Below are 18,492 nucleotides of genomic sequence, written 5' to 3' on the forward strand. Positions count from 1 at the left end.
GTCGTTAGCACGATGTCAACTAGCATAAGCTCCTTCGAGAGCTCAGGATAACAGGCGCGTTTGTTTACTCGCTATTTTACCAGTTCACTACTTACGCCTCTTCGCTTTGGAGTTGGCGTTCGTAGAGGGCGCGGTAGAGACCGTCGGTTTCAGCCATAAGGGCGTCGTGGGTGCCGTGTTGCACGATTTGGCCGTCGTCAAGCACCAGGATTTCGTCGGCTAGCTTCACAGAGCTGACGCGGTGGGAGATGATGAGACTAGTTCGGTTTTCCATCACTCGTTGCAGGCTGTTGAGGATGGCGTTTTCGGTGTTGGTGTCTACGGCCGAAAGCGAATCGTCCAGAATCAGGATGCGCGGTTCCTTCACCAAAGCTCTGGCAATACTCACACGCTGCTTTTGCCCACCTGAAAGCGTAATGCCTCGTTCGCCTAGCTTGGTATCAAAGCCTTCGGGAAACTGAATGATATTTTCGTACACGTTGGCGTCCTGGGCGGCTTGCTTCATACGCTCCTCGTTGGGGTTATCGAGGCCGAAGTTGATGTTGTTGCGGATGGTATCGGAGAACAGGAATACATCCTGCGGCACGTAGCCAATCTGGCTGCGGAGCGACGTAAGGGCGTAGTCGCGCACATCGGTAGCATCTACGGTGATGGTACCCTGCGTCACGTCGTAGAGGCGGCAGAGTAGGGCGGCTACAGTGCTTTTGCCCGAACCGGTATTGCCGATAACCGCCAGCGTCTGGCCCGGTCGGATGCGGAACGACACGTCGCGCAGGGCCTCAATGCCGGTATCGGGATAAGTGAATGATACGTGGTCGAATACGATGTCACCATGCATTTCGCGCTGCACGTTGCGGTGAGAAACGATGTCCGTTTTCTGGTGCAAAAACTCGTTGATGCGGGCCTGTGAGGCTTCTGCACGCTGTACCAGCGACGACGTCCAGCCCAAGGCTGTGACGGGCCAGGTAAGCAGGTTCACGTAAATGAGAAACTCCGCGATGCTACCCGTAGTGATAGTGCCGCGGATTACTTCTTGGCCGCCTACCCATACGGTGATGATGGTGCTGAGGCCCACCAAGAACAGAATCAACGGAAAAAATAGAGAATTCACAAAGTTTAGGCTCAACGACTTCTCCTTGTAATTCTCGCTGGCTACTGTGAATTGCCGGTGCGAGTCTTCCTCGCGCACAAATGATTTCAACACCCGAATACCCGAAAAGGCCTCCTGCACGAAGGTAGTCATGCCAGCCAGGGAGCGTTGGATTTCGTCGGATTTGCGCTGGATGATGTTGTTGATATAAAAGATGCTGACGCTCAGGATGGGTAGGGGTAGAAGCGTGTACACGGTCAGCTTCACATTCACCATCAGCATAAGCGGCACGATGAGCACGAACAGAATAACCAGCTGCAAGAAGTACATGATGGCTGGCCCGATGTACATGCGCACGCGCCCTACGTCCTCAGAAATGCGTGACATCAGGTCGCCGGTGCTGTGGCGACGGTAGAAGGAGAGGGGTAGGGACTGATAATGCTGGAAGATTTCGTTCTTCTGGTCGTTCTCAATTAGGCGCGACATCACGATGAGTGTCTGACGCGTGTAGAACAGAAAAATGCCGCGCAGCACGGCCAGCAGAATAATGAGGGCACCGTAGAGCAGCACGTTGCGCCCGAATAGCTTATACACGCTGCTTTGGGCCTCGGTGCCGGCGTAGAGGTGGTAGAGGTCGATGCCCTCACTCACGAGGTCGAAGGCGTAGCGCACAATTTGGGCTGGGAAAATGGCCAGCAATGTGCTCAGGGCCACAAACAGCACGCCACCGAGGAAATGCCATTTGTAGCGAAATAAGTACTTATTGGTAGCGGAGAGGGCACTCACGGGGCAGGAGGGAAGTAGTTTAGCAGTTTGAGTAGTAGAAAGTTAAAAAGCAGGCAAACGGTTTTCAGGATGCAGTTCAGACAAGATGCAGCCGACGCTAACCGACTAGCTGCCAAACTCCTAAATAGGTAGGAAAGATACGCTTCGACTAGCCTTAATCGGAAAAAACCGGTACTTTTGCGCCCGAATTGCGGGGCGCTCCACCTCTATAATACGTACGTTCAATACCCCGCTTAAGGGTAGAACGGTCGCACTGTTCTGGTAGGCGCCGGATATACGCTCCGAGCAGTTCGATGCTCAAAGGTACCTACCCTACCCCGCTTTTCGCTCAGATTCTCAACTTCATCAAGATCAGCATAAATGGTGCTGGTTTCATTTTCATACAATGCTCAACCGACGCACGCTCCGCATTAAAGTCATGCAGGCCCTGTATGCCTACCATCAGGCCGTAGGATCTGATTTTTTGCTAGCGAATGACCGCATTGCGGACGCCTTTGCGCCCGATCTGAACTCGCCTGAGCCCCAGGACCGGCGCAAGCTACAAGGGCAGCGCAAGCTGGCCGAAGTTATCTTCCGGGAGTGGCACAAGACTGGCAGCGAGCCGGAACAGCAGCCCGACGATGCTGACGTACACGAGGCTGTGCGCGACGCCATGAAGTACTACCAGCAACAGAAAACCAAGGATGGCAACTTCTACGGCGGCCAGCTGGTGCACAATGCTGAGAGTATTCACGACCAGTACATTCACCTGCTGAACCTGCCCGCAGCGCTGTTGCGGGTGCTGGAAGAGGAGCAGGAGCGTGGCAACCGCCGCTTCACGGCGCCCAAAGATGCTCCGTTAGACACGACCCGCCTGGAGCAAAACCAGGCCGTGCAGAAGCTCATCAACAACAAGCAGCTGCAAGACCTGACCATCCGGCGTAAGCTGCTCTGGAATGGCGAAGAGGAAATGGAAGCTTTGCGCACCGCCTGGCGCAACGAGATGAAGCAGGATGCGGAAGTGCTAAGCTACCTGGCAGCGCCTGCCGGCGACTACGCCACTGACCAGGAGTTTCTGAAGTATCTCTACAAAACCTATGTGTTCAAGGGCGAGGAGCTACCGCGTCAGCTAGAAGAGGATGATCTAAACTGGGAGGAAAACCGGCCGGTGGTGAAAAACCTGACGCTGAAGACAGTGAAAATGCTGGACGAAGCGGCTGACGAAAACCTGGAACTGATGTCGCTATCGGCTAACTGGCAGGACGACAAGGAGTTTGCCCAGACGCTCTACCGTCACACCCTGGACGAAGACGAGCGCTACGAAAAGCTGATTGCCGAATCGGTGCAGAACTGGGACGTGGAGCGGGTGGCGCTGCTGGATAAGATTATCCTGAAGATGGCGCTGTGCGAGATGCACTTGTTCCGCAGCATTCCGGTGAAGGTGACCATCAACGAGTACATCGAAATCAGCAAGCTCTACAGCACGCCCAAGAGCAAGCAGTTTGTGAACGGTATCCTCGACAAGCTGGCTCAGGACCTCACGGCCAGCGGCGCCATCCGCAAGTCGGGTAGGGGCCTGCTTGATAACCAGTAGATTCCACTGAGAAGGTCAAAAAAAGCGAGAGGTGCACGTTTTTTGTCGTAATCCCATCGTTAAGTTTACGTTTTTCGTACCAACAGGAAGCAGAACACCGCTTTTTTCCACCCTTCTACTCCAATTCCTCACCTAATATGAGCAGCAAAACCACCACTGGTATTCTATGCTTTGCCGGCGGTGCCCTCACCGGCGCTGTATTCGGTATTCTATACGCCCCCGAGAAAGGCCGCGAGGTGCGCAGCTGGTTCAGCTACCAGTTGGAGCGCTACCGCGAAACCCTGGCTGACCTCACCGAAAATCTGGTGACCAGCCGGGTAGACGCCGGCCCGATGTCGGCCAAATCGGAAGGTCAGCGCGTGATTCAGGACGCTAAAACCAAGGCCGAACAGCTGCTCGGGGACGTTGACCAATTGATCAATCAAATCAACTCGCGCAAAGGTATTTAAGCGCTATGCCCTATAAAAGGAGTGGATGAGAGAACGAGAAAACGGTGCTATTACCTGCCTTCCTCGCTCCTTCATCCGCTCCTTTGTTTCTTCGTGTCTACCCCTAACCAGGTAGGCTATCTGGCTAACCACCGGCCGGTCTGGCTTCTTGCCAGGCCGCGTGCCCTACCTACGCTAACCTAACCTTCTCTGATGCACACAGTCACTCTTATCCCCGGCGACGGAATTGGTCCCGAAATCACGAAAGCCGTAACCGATATTTTCGCCGCGGCGCAGGTTCCCGTTGCTTGGGAAGAGCATAACGCCGGCCTAGTTGCTTTCGAAACCTCGGGTGAGCTACTACCCCAGGCCCTGCTCGACTCCTTGGACAAAACCCGTGTGGCTTTGAAGGGTCCCCTCACCACGCCGGTAGGGAAGGGTTTTCGCAGCATCAACATCACGTTGCGTCAGAAGTACAACCTGTACCAAAACGTTCGTCCGGCCCAAACCACGCCCGGTATCAAGTCGCGCTACGAGAACGTGGACTTGGTGCTGTTTCGGGAGAATACCGAGGGTTTGTACTCGGGCTTGGAGTATTACGATGACCGCCTGGGTATTGCCGACTCCATTTCGCGCGTGACGGTAGAGGGCTGCCACAAGATTGTGCGTGCTGCTTTCGCCTACGCCGATAAGAATGGTCGCAAAAAGGTGACGCTGGCGCATAAAGCCAACATTCTGAAACTGGCGGGCAAGCTGATGCTGGATGCTGGCAAGGAGATTTCTGCCGAATACCCGCACATTACGTACGAAGACAAAATCATCGACAACATGTGCATGCAGTTGGTGATTCGGCCCGAGCAGTTCGATGTAGTAGTAACCACCAACTTGTTTGGCGACATCCTCTCTGACCTGTGTGCTGGCTTGGTAGGTGGTCTGGGCGTGGTAGTAGGTGCCAACATCGGCGACGATGCGGCCATTTTTGAAGCCGTACACGGCTCGGCTCCCGACATTGCGGGCCAGGGTAAAGCCAATCCTACTGCTCTGCTGCGCTCGGCCCTAATGATGCTGCACCACCTGGGCGAGAAAGACCACGCCAACCGCATCGAAAACGCGCTGACCAAAACCTTGCAACAGCCCGAAAAGCTGACCGGCGACCTAGGTGGCAAAGCCTCTACCAGCGAGTTTGCACAGGCCATTATCGACAATCTGGCGTAAGCATACGCGGCTCTCGCTGGTGCCGGTACAGATGCCAAATGCCAGAAGAAAGTCGTAATTTTGGTTTCACACCCATTTTGTAAGCTGCCCAGCAGCTGTTATTTACCTGTATGAAACGCACCTTTTTTTCGACTGCGCTACTAGCGGCTACCCTGTTGGTGGGCGCTTGCAGCCAGGACAAGCCGACTGAGGTAGGTACCGAGGGCATGAATGCCGCCGCTGCTGATGCCAACGCCGCTGCCAACCCCACTGTGGACAACCCCAACGTCTTGGGCGAAACGGAAGCCCCGAACCCCAACGCGCCAGTAATGACCTTCACGGAGCAGGAATACGACTTCGGTGATATCAAGCCCGGCGATGTGGTGAAGCATACCTTCGAGTTCACCAATACCGGCAAATCGCCGTTGGTGATTGAGAATGCCCAGGCCAGTTGCGGCTGCACTACCCCCGAGTGGACCAAAGAGCCCGTAGCACCCGGTGCCAAAGGCACCATGCAAGTGCAGTTCGACAGCCACGGTAAAACCGGGATGCAGAACAAGCAGGTGGCGGTAAGAGCCAACACCCAGCCCAGCATCACCCAGATTGCCATTAAAGCCAACATCTTATCTGACGGGGCTAACGGTCCGGTGCGATAGTCGTTTTTTGTTGCGCACTGGCGCGGGAAGCCGTCTGGGCGGGCAGGCACGAGTAACGTGTCTATACCCCGGGCGGCTTCCCGTTCGTTAGGGCGCCTTTCTCTTTTTTTGATTTCTTTTCTATGCTGCTCACTCTTCTACTCCAGGCTCCCGGCGGCGGGGGCATGACCCAGTTTCTACTACTGGGCGCCATGTTTGTGGTACTGTACTTCTTCATGATTCGGCCGCAGCAGAAGCGTGCCAAAGAGGCCAAAGCCCTACGCGAATCGCTCACGAAGGGCGCCAATGTAGTGACCATCGGAGGTCTACACGGTAAAATTGTAGACGTGGCGGAAAATTCCGTCGTAGTAGAAGTTGACAAAGGCACTCGTCTGACGTTCGACCGCACGGCCATTGCCCGGCAGGTTAATTAGTGAGTAGCTGTCAGTGAAAAATAGTGTCATCTTGAGCGTACAAAGGGGCTTTTTATGGTAGAAAGACTGGCGTAACAACGACTCGTTCAACACGAGAGGGTCCTTCGCCCGCTCAGGATGACACGCATATATTTACGGGCAACTCGTAAGGCATATCATGAAAACATCCCGCCCGCAACGTTTGCTATTTTGGTTTGCCCGCCCGTTCTACGGGCCGGAGCAGGGCTATTGGCGGCCGGTGCTGGTGTGCTTTCTGGCTGCGTCAACTATCTGGGTACTCAACGCGCTCAACAAGACTTATACCACGCGCATTTCCTACCCCGTGGAGTGGGTATATGATACAGCTCGCTATGTGCCGGTGCAGGAGCTACCCCCAGAAGTAACCGTGAACGTGACGGGTAGGGGATGGAAGCTGCTGCGTAAAAATATTATGCCCGATGTACGGCCCGCCGAAATGCGCCTGACGCGCTTACCTAGTCAGCGCTACGTGCTGTCCTCGGCCCTGCGGCCGGCCTTGCAAAACGCTATGGATGGCTTGCAACTTAACTACCTGCTCAGCGATACGCTCTGGATTGAGTTTGATAAACTGGTACGGCGGCGCGTACCACTTACCCTCAGCCGTGCTGCCGATGGCTCGGCACTGCCCTATGCAGCGCAGTTTGAGCCAGCTACCATTCTGTTTGAAGGACCCGCTAGCGTCGTAAATGCGCTGGCCAGTCCCTACCCTGTGCATCTGCCGCAGGCACCAGCAGGCAGCAGCTCCGGCAGCATCAGTGTGCCAATTGGTGGCCCTGCCATGGTAAGCACCAACGTGCGCGACGTACGCGTGCGCCTACGCCCCCGAGCCGTAGTAACCGTACCGGTGTGGACTACCCCCGAGCTACGCGATTTCCCGGCGCAGCGGCGGTTTCGGCTACAGCCGGCTACGGTGCAAGTGCAGCTTCAAAGCTTCCCGGAAGACACTGCCGCCTTGGACCTGCAACGCCTGCGCGTAGCCTTATACTTCGGGCAATTGGTAGGACCTGACTCTGTGCTGACACCTATGCTGATTGAAACGCCAGAACAGGCGCGCGGTGCCCGCATTGTCACGTCGCAGGTGAAAGTATCGATGGTACGCGAATGAAGAAAATAGGTATTACTGGCGGCATTGGGTCCGGTAAAAGCGTGGTATGCCGCTTGTTTCAGGTGTTGGGCGTGCCTGTATACGATTCTGATGCACGTGCCAAATGGGTGATGTCCCACGATGAAGCTTTGCGAGCGGAGCTACAAACGGCTTTCGGAGCGGCTACCTTCGATGCGCATGGCCAACTCGACCGGCCCTACCTGGCCCGGCTGGCCTTCCACGATCCTGCTCAACTCGCCCGCCTCAACGCCTTGGTGCATCCCCATGTGGGCCACGACTTCGCGGAATGGGCCGCCAAGCAAGCCCAAGCTGGCCACGCCTACGTGCTCAAAGAAGCAGCACTGCTGTACGAGTCGGGGGCCTACCGGCAGCTCGACCACATTATCACAGTATTTGCCCCGCAGCCCATCCGCGAAGCCCGCGTGCTGCGCCGCGACCCGCACCGCACCGCGCAGGATGTGCAGGCAATCATTGGCAAGCAGCTCAGCGAGGAAGAAAAGCTCCAGCGCGCTGATTTTGTGGTGTATAATGATGACCAACAGCTGCTTATTCCGCAGGTGCTGCGGTTGAATGGTGCGTTTGTGAATTTGTGAATTTGTGAATAGCAAAGATGCGTGTCATCCTGAGTTTGCGAAGGACCTTCTGCCAGTTGAACGACTGACGTAACAACGACTCGTTCTGGCATGATAAGGTCCTTCGCAAGCTCAGGATGACACGCATCTTTGCTATTCACAAATTCACCTAATAATGGGGCACCGCTCGAAGGGACGGGTTTCGTCGAAAAGGAGACGATAGGTGACGTGCGTTTTCACGATGCGGGCGCCAATAGAGCGGCATACGGCCATCATACGGGGGTTGAAGTCCCCAATCCAGTTCATTTCCAGGCTGGTATAGCCGGCATTCTGATACACGGATTGTGCCTGGTAAATCATAGCCGACTCAGCTCCTTTGCCCTGGTGCTCCGGTATTACCCCAAAAATCACCCCGAATGCCTTTTTAGGCTGGCGGCGCTGGTACTGATACTTCTCCCACAGAAAACGCAGCTTGCCCAGCGTATCCAGCTTGCGACCCACGTGCTTGAAAATCTGATTCAGCTCGGGTAGGGAGATGAAGAAGCCTACAGCTTCGTCGCGGTAGTAAATAAACCATAGTAAGCGCTCATCCAGCACGGGTTTCATCTCGCGCACAATGTTGCGCGCCTGCTCCAGCGACATATCACTGACGCCGGAATGCCGCGCCCAGGCCAGGGAGTACACATGGTGAAAATCACGGGCCAGCTTCTCCGAGTCGCTGGCGTCGGCGTAGGCGAAGCGGTAGCCAGGCTCTTCGCGGGTGAAACGGTCGGTTACCTTGGCAAAGTTGGGGTGCAGCTTGATATCCGTCGGAATATCATAGGTGTACTGCTTGAAGTACACCAGAAATCCATATTGCTCGAAGAGTTGCTGGTAATAGGGCGGGTGGTAGAACATCCCGTAATTGGGCTCCGTGAAGCCATCCACGAGCAGGCCCCAGAACCGGTCCCGTTCTCCAAAGTTGATGGGGCCGTCCATGGCCGCCATCCCGCGGGTTTCCAGCCATGTGCGGCAAGCATCGAAGAGCGTATTGGCGGCTTGCTGGTCGTCGATACACTCAAAGAAGCCCATGCCACCCACAGGCAAGTTGGGTATCTCTTGGGGTAGGGCGCTATTGGTGAAAGCCGCTACCCGGCCAATAACGGTACCGGCATCGTTAGTCAGAATCCAGCGTACGACTTCGCCTTTGCCCTCGCGTAGCAGGCGGTTTTTCTGCGGACTAAACACCGCTTCAATCTCATGATCGAGCGGCGAAATCCACTCCGGATACTGCTGATACAGACGGGTAGGCAAATCCAGAAACTGACGCACCTGCTGGGCGTTGTGTACTTCAAATAGAGGCATCGGCAAAAGAAACTAGCGGAAAGCGTGCGAACTATGCATGCTCTTAGACAACAAAGATCGGAACGAAAGGCTTACCGTGCCTTGGTACTGGAAGCCGCCTCGCGGTCAAAGATGGACAATATCTTGATGCCTTCCGCCCGAATAGAATAGATTTCCTTACCCAGGCTATCGGCATATGTTTGGGGGTGCCAGCGGTAGGTGGTAATGAAATAGCGGGCTTGTGTAGGTTGAGGAGTATACAGCACGCGGGCTCTATCTTGGGCAGGTAAAATCAATAGGTTGTTATAAAGTGGATTATTGAAGGGCCATTTCACTCGTACCCGCAGGCCCGGCGACGCATCATGCGCCAAAAGCCATTCTAATCCCTGCCGAAAAGATAGGCCCCAATAATCCCGTTCGAATAGCCGTTCAACGGTGGCACTAGGTAGAAAGCTATAATACAAGTGCTCATATGGGTGCAGTCGTACCATCCGAATAGCGGTGTATATTGTCTCGAGTCCGGCCACAAACAATAAGGCCTGGGCAACATACCGCAGCCTAGTTTGCCATTGTATAGCCCACTGAGCAAGGAGCGCAATGCCGCGAACAGCAAATAATATCAGAGCAGGGTATACAAAATAAAGATGCCGCCAAGTATCGTATAAGGCTGATTTTAGCAAAATAATAATAAGCAGTGGGCCAATCAGCCAGCCCAGCAGCAACCCGTTTAGCTGAAACGACCGTGTGCCAAACGAGCGTAACGAGGTGGGAAAAAGTTGCCGCACCGTACTTCCAACGCCTACCACCGCCAGCAGGGAGTAAGCTACCGGCGTAGTAATACCAATCCAAACCAGTGCGTAGTGCCACGGTAGTGCGTCTGCCTTTAGAAAATAGCCGAAATATAGGTTTGTAAATGTCCAGGGATAATGACTCAGGTTATGAAAAGCTGCCACGAAATGACTAATCGGGTTGGCCCATAGGTAAGGCCAGCCGACTACTGTGCCCACTGCCGTAGCTATCAAGTAGATGCCGCCACTACGCGCAACACTATGGCGAGTTGTAGGTGTTGAGGCCGAGGCCTCCAATAGTAACAAAAACAGTGTGTAAAGCACTACTATGCTACCCAGCAAGCGTACATCAAGTGCCACCGCCGTGGCTAGGCCATGCCAAGTAGCTCTACCCTTGCTGGTGGGGTGGTTTAAAAGTCGTATCAGTGTCCAAACGGCCACAGTAAAACAGGCCATAAACACAATGTCCTTGCCGTTGAAAAACGCATCAGCAAAGAGGCGAGGGGAAAGCACTAACAAAGCGGCGGCCAACAACCCCCAGCGCCAATCGCGCAGCCAGTACTTGCCAATACGATAGATGGCCCATACTCCTGCTACAAAGGTGGAAAAAATGAGTAGGTGACGTAAAAAATAATACGCTGGCGAATTGTGGTGCGTAAACAAATAGCTGAGCAGCGCTACCGGCACTTCAAACAATACCCCGTGGTCATTGTCGCGGTAGTCCGTAAAATCTGGAATAAGGTGCGCCGATGGCTCCTGTTGTACACGCTCTGGCGTAAGCAGCATGGCAATGTACTTCACGTTAACCAGCCCATTCAGATGGTCAGTGGGTTCATCCCATGATACGCCGTAGTCGCGGTGCACGCATACGCCTACAATCAATAAAAAACTGAAAAAGAGGGTAGGCACCAACTGTTGAGGCGTACGCAGTAGGCGCGTGAAATAGTTGACTCGCAAAAGTGTATTGTCAATAATTGGCAGTAGGGAAAGGCAGATAGCCGCAAAATTGGGTTATAGAAGCTAAATTCGATAATTCAGCCGTAACATCTTTTCTCTTCAGCCGTGTGGCGTACTATTCCTCGCTTTGTCTGGCCTATAGCCGGTCTGCTTTTGGCCCTGCGCCTATTTTTAAACATACATCTCAACCCAGGGCTGGAATGGAACTATGATGAGCACCGCAATGACCGCATTGCCGATAACTATCTGGCTGGAAGGGGATATGTGAGCGTAGTACCCGAGCGCGATCAGCTACGCCCTGATGCTTTTCATGCTACCTTTCCCGTATTCGTATATATAGGTTGGAGCCGACTAGGACTACCTAAACACTACCTCACGTTGCTAGTGTATGCTGCAGCTGCTGGTTGCTACCTGCTGGGCGCTTTATATGTGCAGCGTACGCTACGCTATTATAGCGTGACTCCTGGTGTAAGTTGGCTATGGGCAGGACTTTGGGCTATATCGCCGGGGGTGGTATATTATATAGGGGCCTTTTGGTGGTTCGAGAACATCGCACTACCACTACTGATTGTGGTTGTGTATAAATTGTTGCGGCTATACAGCGGCCGTGCAATCTATTGGCTTGATGCGCTCATAATTATAGTAGCAATAGTGCTTTCCTGCCTACTAAGAGGCTATTTACTTGCTGTTTATGGGGTGTTATTTGGCGTCTTTCTATTGTTGATATCAGTTCGTAACGAGATGCCCACCCGCAACCGGTGGCAGGCCTGGGGGCTGGGTCTGGGAGTATTGTTGGTACTAAGTGTCACGCATGTGCCTATTCTGCTCAAAAATCACCGCATGTTTGGAGCATATATACTCAGTACTCAAGCGGGGTTTGAGTTGCTACAGGGGCATAACTCTGTCACAGAAGGCCGCTTTATGTTTAGTTGGACTGACCATGATAAACCATTCGATCAGTTTGTGCGCGCTAACATCCCTCAACTGGAATCATTAAATCAGTATCAGGAAAGCCAAGCTCGCGCTCGGCTGGCAAAGCAATGGATATGGCAGCATCCCGGGGACGAAATCCGTCTCATAATGCGCAAAACGGCGTTGTTTTTCTCTCCTGAAAACTTCATTGCCGATGCCCCGCGCACACCCTGGAATCCTTTCACAGCCATCGTACATCTGGTGTTCTTTACTGGGCTGCTGCTCACCTTGCTTCGTTATAAGAGCCTAGGATTTGAGCACCGCGATGCTCTACTACTCACGCCACTAGTAGTAGCATGGTTTCTGAGCCTAGTGTTTTTCCCCGGTTTTAGGTGGCGTTTCTTCGCTGAGCCGGCTTTGTTGCTATTTCCGGTGATTGTCTGGCAGCGGCTGCAACAAAAACGTGCTGGTAGGCGCACAGCATCAGTATAGAAAAAGAAGCTGTTTAGAAAATCCAATCAGATTTGATGAAACGTGTCATGTTGCGTGCCCTTGCCGAAGCATGACACGTTTTCCGACTACTTAAACAGCTTCGGAGAATAAGATATAAACACAAAAAAAGGACAGTCATTTCTGACTGTCCTTTTTGGTGGGAGATACTGGGTTCGAACCAGTGACCCTCTGCTTGTAAGGCAGATGCTCTGAACCAGCTGAGCTAATCTCCCTCGTGGCGTTGTGCCGTTTGGTGCTGCAAATATGGCGGGTCGTTTTCGATTACACAACATATTTACCGAACTTCGGGTAAGTTTTTTTTAGGTTTTGAGTTAGAAAAAGACTCAAACGATTCATTGTCAGAAAATTTGTGGTGCCGATTCACCTGAAAAAATTTTTCATTTTTTTGTTCGCAGGCTGTTTCTTGGTGCTGGGAAGCGGCGCAGCAGCATTATGGTGGGGGCAGGAGCGCATCATTGGCTTATTTGTGCAACAGGCCAACCAGTATCTGCGCACACCTGTGCGGGTAGGAAAGATTGAACTGTCGTTGTTCGATCAGTTTCCGCGTGTGGCCATCACCATGCACCGCGTGGTGGTAACTGGCTCCCTACCCCACGATACCACTGCCCTAGCCCGTGCCCGACGGCTGTATTTCGCCTTCGATGCCTGGGACCTGCTGGCCCGGCGCTACCGTGTGCGGGCCGTCACGCTCACCGACGGGCAGGTAGCTGTGCGCCTCGACGCGCAGGGGCGACCGAACTATGATGTACTGCAAATGGACACAGCTGCCTCGGCAACAGACGAGCCATTTGCCTTCGATCTGGAAGGCATTCAGTTGGGGCGCATTGGCGTGACGTATGTGGATGCCAGCCGCCAGCAGCAGTTTGCGGGGCACACGCGCCAGATGCGCGCTACCCTAAGCGTGAAAGGAGAGGAGGTGACCGTACGGGCCGAGGGAGAAACGCATGTGCAAGCCCTACGAGTGGTGGATGATGCGTATTTTCAGGAGAAGGACCTGATGCTGACGACCCATCTGCGCATCAACCGCCAGACCCAGCAAATTGCTGTGCTACCCTCTGAAATTCGGATTGGGCCAGCTACCTATGGTGTAGCGGGTACCATTGGCTACTACCCGGCTACTAAGTTGAATTTGCGGTTAGAAGGTAGACAGACGGATGTGCAGTCGTTGCTGGCACTGCTGCCGCCCCGCCTCAACCACCGGCTGGCCGGCTACCGTAGCCGCGGCGAGGTATACTTCCGCGGAACAGTGCGCGGTGAGTTTTCTACGAAAGTCAATCCCCGGCTTGATTTCCAGTTTGGCTGCCGCGATGCTGCTTTCTACCACCCGCAGTACCAGCAGGAGGCAGAGCACGTGTTTCTGACTGGCGCTTTCACCAACGGTGCCGCTCACTCGGTGCGTACGGCCGTGCTGGATTTGCGCAACGTACGTGGTCAACTAGGCGGGCGGCCGTTTAGCGGCAGCCTGCGCTATACTGATTTTCAAGAGCCCAGCGTGCAGCTGCAATTATTGGCCGACCTCGATATGGCGCGGGCCACGCGGTTTTTTCCGGTGGCCGCCGTGCGGGGGGCCACGGGTACGGCGCAGCTTTCGTTGCAGGTGGCCGGGCCTGTGGCGCAGCTGCGCGCCGGGCGCGCAACAAATGCCCGCGGCGAGCTAACGTTGCACGATGTGGCCGTGCAGCTACGGGCCTACTCGCAGCCCCTGCGCCGCCTAAATGGGCGTCTGGAACTACGCGGCAACAACGTAACTATGCAGTCCCTGACCGGCTACCTGGGCCGCTCTGATTTCCGGGTGAACGGGACGCTGAAAAATACCGTGAGCTGGCTGCTTACACCGCGTCAGACGCTTCTAATTCAGGCGCAGGTAAATTCCGGTCTGTGGGATTTTGATGAGTTGTTGCGCCTACCCACTGCGGTGTCTACCTCCAAGCGAGGTGGCCGCGCTGGCGGCGAATATGCCCTGGAATTGCCCGCTACCCTAGCGCTGGATGTGCAAACCAACGTGCACCACCTGCACTTCCGCCGACTGCGTGGGCGCGAGCTACATGGCACTGTGCGGCTGCGCAATCAAATTGTGTCTTCGCCGGCGCTGTCGGTGCGGGCGGCGGGTGGGCGGGCCAGCATCCGTGGTACCGTAGATGTGCGCCGGCCCAATCTTGTGAAGGTAAGCACCACCGCCACCTGCACGCAAGTGCCGCTAGATAGCTTGTTCTATGTATTTGAGGACTTTGGACAACACTTTATCACGGCGCGGCACCTGCGCGGGCAGCTCACCGCCCAAATCGACTCCGACGTGTACCTCGACGGCGCCCTCTACCCCCTCACCGACCGGCTAGAAGCCGAGGTGAAAGCCACCGTGCGCAACGGCGAGCTGAATAATTTCGCCCCGCTGCAAAAACTCTCGATGGTGGCCAACCGGGAGCAGCTGCGCCACCTGCGCTTCGCCGAGCTTAAAAACAGCCTCTACGTGCAGAGCCGTACGGTGTATATTCCGGAGATGGATATACGATCTAACGTGCGCACGGCTTCCCTTATTCAGGTTACGGGAACGCACACTTTCGATCAGCAGATGGACTACCACCTCAGCATCCCGCTGCTGCCGGGGCTGTTGCGTCGCCCCGATGCGGCCGGGGGCACGCCCACCGGACCTCGCTTACTGCTGGCTGTGCGCGGCAATGAGCAGGATTTCACGGTGCGCTACGACCGCGCCCGCGCGCAGTTGGTAACCGGGGCGCGGCCCGAGGCAGCCAGCCCTGCGGCCGCACCGCGGCCCACTACTACCCGGCCGGGCATACTGGGCCGCATCTTGCAGCCTACCACTCGTCCCAACACGGGCGAAGCCGATACCCGTCCCGCTACGGTCCCCCGGAAATCAACTCCTAAACCCGTTGCGCAGCCGCAGCCCGGCGAATACTTTGAGTTTTAATCTGTTTGCATCTGTCATCTTGAGTGTAGGGAAGGACCTGCTCACGGTAGAACGATTTATGGGCACGTCCATCGTTCTACTGTGAGCAGGTCCTTCCCTGCACTCAAGATGACAGAGCCCGCATAACTCGCACCTAAATATTCCCGTTTGAGGATAGCAAGGATTTTTCCTGCTGTTTCTCTTCTCCCTGTCCTCACATGAGCAATTCTCAACTTCTGCAAAACTATTCTGAGCCGGAAAAAGTGGCCTACCTGGGTGCTATTGCCAGCTTGTCTTCTGCTGACCGCGAAGCATCTGCTGCCGAGCAAAATTTCTTGCACCAGCTTACCAAAGCCGCTGGACTAAGCGATGCAGGCACCCAGCAGGTGCTGTCGGCGGCTAAAGACTCTACCAACCAAAGTGTGCAGCAAAACCTGGACGCCCTGCGCGGCAGCGACTTACGCTTCTCTCTCATAACCGACCTCATCAGCTTTGCCCGTGCTGACGGGTCGTATACCAACGATGAGGAGATTATGATCAACAAAATAGCAGCCTACTTGCAGGTAAACGCCGGCCAGCAGCAAGTGCTGGAGCAAGTGGTAGACCAGGCCGAACAAGTGCCGCACGATGCCAACGACCCAACCAAGCAGAGCTTCCTGGGTGGTCTCTCCGATAAGCTTTCCAGCGTGGGAATCCCAAAAGGTGCCTTGCTGTCGGGCTTGCTGGGTGTGGTAGCGCCTATGATTCTGTCTAAAGTGATGAATCGCAATACGGGCGCCGCTACCAACTCCTCGGATACGGTAGGCGGCCTGATGAATAGCAATACGTCGGGCAGCGGCTTCGGCGACATCCTGGGCGGCCTGATGGGCGGCTCGCTGTTGGGCAACGTGCTAGGCGGCTCTATGAGCGACGTAACCAACCCCTATAATACCAGCTCCCTACCCCGCCAAGGCTCACACGCTGGCAACGGCGGCTTGGGCTCCCTGATTTCCATCTTGGGTGGCTTGGGGCAGCAGCCCAATTCTGCTCCCCGTAGCGCCGGCGGTGGCGGCTTGGGTAGCCTAATGGGCGGTAGCATGGGTAATGTGCTGGGCGGCCTGCTAAACGGCAACCGATAATTCACTCTATAACAAGCTACTGGCTGCTGGCCGTTAGCTGTTGGGTTTTTCGTTGTGACGAAACCCAACAGCTAACGGCCAGCAGCCAGTAGCTTGTTACAAGGTTATGAACTAGCTACCGACGAGCCATCGGGGTTGGGCTGTAGGCTGCGGGGTAGGGCTTTGGAGCCACTGCCAGAGGCGGTAGTCGTGAGGCGGGTAGTGTCCACAAAGGCGCTGTCGTTGCGCTCCACTATCTCTACCAGTTTGAAGTTGATTTCTTCCATCACGTTCAGATACTCGTCGTAGCTGTCAGTAGCCACGTAGTATTGAATGCGGATATCCTTGGAGTTGGATGTCAGCGAGGTAAATTTCACCTGTGCATCGGGCTGAATGAGTGGGTGCGTGTTGATGGCCTCAAACGCTTGGTTGACTATGCTGTGCAATTGGTCGTTGGAGGTGCCCTGTTGCAACGACATCATAAAGAACACCCGACGAGCCGTGCGCAGCGAGAGGTTGTCCAACGGCTTGTCAATCATAGACTTATTAGGCACCGTTACGTAGCTTTTTTCCACGGTGCGCAGGCGCGTGCTGCGGAAGCCAATCTGCTCGATGGTACCCGTGATATCGCCTACGCTCACCAAATCGCCTACGATAAAGGGGCGGTCGAGGAAGATGGTGAACGAAGCCAGAAGGTTTTCCAGGCTCTCTTTGGCAGCAAAGGCCACGGCCAGACCACCAATACCCAAACCACCAATCAGAGCCGTTACGTCTACCCCAAACGTTTTGCCTAGGATAATGAGGAAGGCCACTGCGCCTACCAGAAACTTAAGCAGGTCGCGGGCAAAGGGCACCAGTTGGTTGGCAACGCGCGGCGATGCCTCGGCCCGACGCAGAAAGACCAGCACAAAAAAGTCAATGAAACGGGTGATAATCCAGGCAATGCTGGTGATGATGCAGATCTGGTACAGCCGGAAAATAGCCACTTCGTACCACGGGTCGGAGCGGGCCAGCTCGGCGCTACGCACCGGAATATCCAACACCTGAAAAGCCAAGTAGATGCTGATGAAGAAGATAACCAGCGATACAGGCTGAATCAGTAAGGCATGAAATTGGTCTTCCGTAACGCCCTCCGACTTGCCCCGCACAAAGCGATACAAGAGCTTGGTAAGGAGCCTGGACATCAGATTCTTAAACAGTAAGCCAAACAGCAGAATTCCCAGGGCAATCAAGTACGTCCGGACGTCGTTGCCCAGAAAGCGGTAATGCAAAATTTCAGTAAGGGTCATAGGCAAAAAAACTTGCGGGAGTGGGTGCGATGAAACAACCGTATCGTATAGGAACACACAACCTGCTATTGGGTTACGCAAAACAGAAGAAATGGCTACTTCGGTACTGCCCGCCCAGCCAATAGCGGGGTCTATATGCCGGTAGCCAACAGTTGTGCCAGCGAAATAAAAAAGGCTGTTCTGGTTCGTGCGCTTCGTTGACGTACAAATTTCCGACACCTACTACTTTCTGAGGAACTTTGCAAGGGGGAAATAGCGTATTACGCATATTCCGGGCAATGACCTTGTGATGAACCGCCCGATCCACGTTCTACTCCATACTATGAAACCTTTGCTCTCGCGCGTCGAATCCAAGAAAGTAGATAAGGCCGCTGCGATGCTGAAAGTGCTGGCTCACCCCAAGCGCCTCGCCATCGTTGACTTGCTGGGCAAAGAGGACAAGATGACCGTAACGGAAATCTACCGCTCGCTCGATCTGCCTCAGGCTATTGCCTCTCAGCACCTTATCACCCTGAAAGACCGGGGCATCCTGTCGTCTTTCAAAGTAGGAACCAAAATCTACTACTCGCTCTCCATCCCCAAACTGCTGGACGTAATCGATTCGCTGGAAGACTGCTGCGACGCGATTTAACCTCTCTGCACAGAAGGACAAGAAAAAAGACTGCTCATGGGCAGTCTTTTCGTGTTTTGAAGGAGATAATAAGTTGTAAAGACGTCTGTCATCCTGAGCGCAGCGAAGGGCCTTCTCACGTGAGAACGACAGTCAGAACAACGGCTCGTTCCCGCGTGAGAAGGTCCTTCGCTGCGCTCAGGATGACAGACACCTTTTTCAATTCACCACACCACCCTACGCCGTAGTCGGCTGGTTTTCTA

General features: G+C 54.6%; 15 protein-coding genes and 1 tRNA gene. 11 read left to right on the forward strand and 5 right to left on the reverse strand.

Features of this window, described 5'->3' with window-relative positions:
- Positions 1–91 precede the first annotated feature (91 nt).
- Positions 92–1,876: an ABC transporter ATP-binding protein gene (locus KYK14_RS17865; protein ID WP_219160743.1), complete on the reverse strand. Its 1,785-nt coding sequence runs from the start codon at positions 1,874–1,876 to the stop codon at positions 92–94.
- A gap of 385 nt (positions 1,877–2,261) precedes the next feature.
- Between KYK14_RS17865 and nusB the strand changes: the two genes are divergently transcribed.
- The 7 genes from nusB (at position 2,262) to coaE (ending at position 7,856) form a co-directional block, all read left to right on the forward strand.
- Entirely contained in the window at positions 2,262–3,449 is a 1,188-nt protein-coding gene (gene nusB, locus KYK14_RS17870) for a transcription antitermination factor NusB (protein WP_219160745.1), read from the forward strand.
- A gap of 137 nt (positions 3,450–3,586) precedes the next feature.
- Positions 3,587–3,898, forward strand: a complete 312-nt coding sequence (locus KYK14_RS17875) for a YtxH domain-containing protein (RefSeq protein WP_208308814.1) — start codon at positions 3,587–3,589, stop codon at positions 3,896–3,898.
- Between the two features lie 192 nt (positions 3,899–4,090).
- Positions 4,091–5,092: an isocitrate/isopropylmalate dehydrogenase family protein gene (locus tag KYK14_RS17880; protein WP_185281907.1), complete on the forward strand. Its 1,002-nt coding sequence runs from the start codon at positions 4,091–4,093 to the stop codon at positions 5,090–5,092.
- A gap of 110 nt (positions 5,093–5,202) precedes the next feature.
- Positions 5,203–5,727, forward strand: a complete 525-nt coding sequence (locus KYK14_RS17885; protein ID WP_208308812.1) for a DUF1573 domain-containing protein — start codon at positions 5,203–5,205, stop codon at positions 5,725–5,727.
- 122 nt (positions 5,728–5,849) lie between these two features.
- Complete coding sequence (yajC, locus tag KYK14_RS17890) at positions 5,850–6,140, forward strand: preprotein translocase subunit YajC (protein ID WP_185281909.1); 291 nt, start codon at positions 5,850–5,852, stop codon at positions 6,138–6,140.
- Positions 6,141–6,297: 157 nt separating this feature from the next.
- Complete coding sequence (locus KYK14_RS17895; protein WP_185281910.1) at positions 6,298–7,263, forward strand: YbbR-like domain-containing protein; 966 nt, start codon at positions 6,298–6,300, stop codon at positions 7,261–7,263.
- Positions 7,260–7,856, forward strand: coding sequence for a dephospho-CoA kinase (coaE, locus tag KYK14_RS17900; protein ID WP_219160747.1), 597 nt, complete (start codon positions 7,260–7,262; stop codon positions 7,854–7,856). Before KYK14_RS17895 ends, coaE begins: the two co-directional genes overlap by 4 nt.
- A gap of 144 nt (positions 7,857–8,000) precedes the next feature.
- Here the strand turns inward: coaE and KYK14_RS17905 are convergent, their stop codons facing one another.
- Entirely contained in the window at positions 8,001–9,179 is a 1,179-nt protein-coding gene (locus KYK14_RS17905; protein WP_219160749.1) for a hypothetical protein, read from the reverse strand.
- Between the two features lie 71 nt (positions 9,180–9,250).
- Positions 9,251–10,810 (reverse strand): hypothetical protein, encoded by a 1,560-nt coding sequence (locus tag KYK14_RS17910; protein WP_219160751.1) that lies wholly within the window; start codon positions 10,808–10,810, stop codon positions 9,251–9,253.
- 198 nt (positions 10,811–11,008) lie between these two features.
- Here KYK14_RS17910 and KYK14_RS17915 point away from each other — a divergent pair, with 198 nt between their 5' ends.
- Positions 11,009–12,307: a hypothetical protein gene (locus KYK14_RS17915; protein WP_219160753.1), complete on the forward strand. Its 1,299-nt coding sequence runs from the start codon at positions 11,009–11,011 to the stop codon at positions 12,305–12,307.
- Positions 12,308–12,462: 155 nt separating this feature from the next.
- Here KYK14_RS17915 and KYK14_RS17920 read toward each other — a convergent pair.
- Positions 12,463–12,540: transfer RNA gene (locus KYK14_RS17920), tRNA-Val, on the reverse strand.
- A gap of 173 nt (positions 12,541–12,713) precedes the next feature.
- Between KYK14_RS17920 and KYK14_RS17925 the strand changes: the two genes are divergently transcribed.
- Together KYK14_RS17925 and KYK14_RS17930 are read left to right on the forward strand one after the other, a co-directional pair.
- Positions 12,714–15,254, forward strand: a complete 2,541-nt coding sequence (locus KYK14_RS17925; RefSeq protein ID WP_219160755.1) for an AsmA-like C-terminal region-containing protein — start codon at positions 12,714–12,716, stop codon at positions 15,252–15,254.
- A gap of 197 nt (positions 15,255–15,451) precedes the next feature.
- A complete protein-coding gene (locus tag KYK14_RS17930) occupies positions 15,452–16,351 on the forward strand; it encodes a TerB family tellurite resistance protein (RefSeq protein WP_219160757.1) in 900 nt (299 codons plus the stop codon).
- A 104-nt stretch (positions 16,352–16,455) separates the two neighbouring features.
- Here KYK14_RS17930 and KYK14_RS17935 read toward each other — a convergent pair whose 3' ends face one another.
- Positions 16,456–17,619, reverse strand: coding sequence for a mechanosensitive ion channel family protein (locus KYK14_RS17935; protein ID WP_208308804.1), 1,164 nt, complete (start codon positions 17,617–17,619; stop codon positions 16,456–16,458).
- 322 nt (positions 17,620–17,941) lie between these two features.
- Between KYK14_RS17935 and KYK14_RS17940 the strand changes: the two genes are divergently transcribed.
- Positions 17,942–18,250 carry an ArsR/SmtB family transcription factor gene (locus tag KYK14_RS17940; RefSeq protein WP_185281918.1) on the forward strand — a complete coding sequence of 103 codons (309 nt, stop codon included), beginning with the start codon at positions 17,942–17,944 and terminating at the stop codon, positions 18,248–18,250.
- The last annotated feature ends 242 nt before the right edge of the window (positions 18,251–18,492 follow it).

Source organism: Hymenobacter profundi, from assembly GCF_019334315.1.
In the GTDB taxonomy this organism is placed as follows: domain Bacteria; phylum Bacteroidota; class Bacteroidia; order Cytophagales; family Hymenobacteraceae; genus Hymenobacter; species Hymenobacter profundi.

What these genes read in the sequence shown, in the direction of transcription:
- nusB (WP_219160745.1), top strand. Translation starts at nt 2,262, where the DNA reads ATGCTCAACCGACGCACGCTCCGCATTAAAGTCATGCAGGCCCTGTAT.
- KYK14_RS17875 (WP_208308814.1), top strand. Translation starts at nt 3,587, where the DNA reads ATGAGCAGCAAAACCACCACTGGTATTCTATGCTTTGCCGGCGGTGCC.
- coaE (WP_219160747.1), top strand. Translation starts at nt 7,260, where the DNA reads ATGAAGAAAATAGGTATTACTGGCGGCATTGGGTCCGGTAAAAGCGTG.
- KYK14_RS17905 (WP_219160749.1), bottom strand. Translation starts at nt 9,179, where the DNA reads ATGCCTCTATTTGAAGTACACAACGCCCAGCAGGTGCGTCAGTTTCTG.
- KYK14_RS17930 (WP_219160757.1), top strand. Translation starts at nt 15,452, where the DNA reads ATGAGCAATTCTCAACTTCTGCAAAACTATTCTGAGCCGGAAAAAGTG.
- KYK14_RS17880 (WP_185281907.1), top strand. Translation starts at nt 4,091, where the DNA reads ATGCACACAGTCACTCTTATCCCCGGCGACGGAATTGGTCCCGAAATC.
- KYK14_RS17940 (WP_185281918.1), top strand. Translation starts at nt 17,942, where the DNA reads ATGAAACCTTTGCTCTCGCGCGTCGAATCCAAGAAAGTAGATAAGGCC.
- KYK14_RS17885 (WP_208308812.1), top strand. Translation starts at nt 5,203, where the DNA reads ATGAAACGCACCTTTTTTTCGACTGCGCTACTAGCGGCTACCCTGTTG.
- KYK14_RS17935 (WP_208308804.1), bottom strand. Translation starts at nt 17,619, where the DNA reads ATGACCCTTACTGAAATTTTGCATTACCGCTTTCTGGGCAACGACGTC.
- KYK14_RS17895 (WP_185281910.1), top strand. Translation starts at nt 6,298, where the DNA reads ATGAAAACATCCCGCCCGCAACGTTTGCTATTTTGGTTTGCCCGCCCG.
- yajC (WP_185281909.1), top strand. Translation starts at nt 5,850, where the DNA reads ATGCTGCTCACTCTTCTACTCCAGGCTCCCGGCGGCGGGGGCATGACC.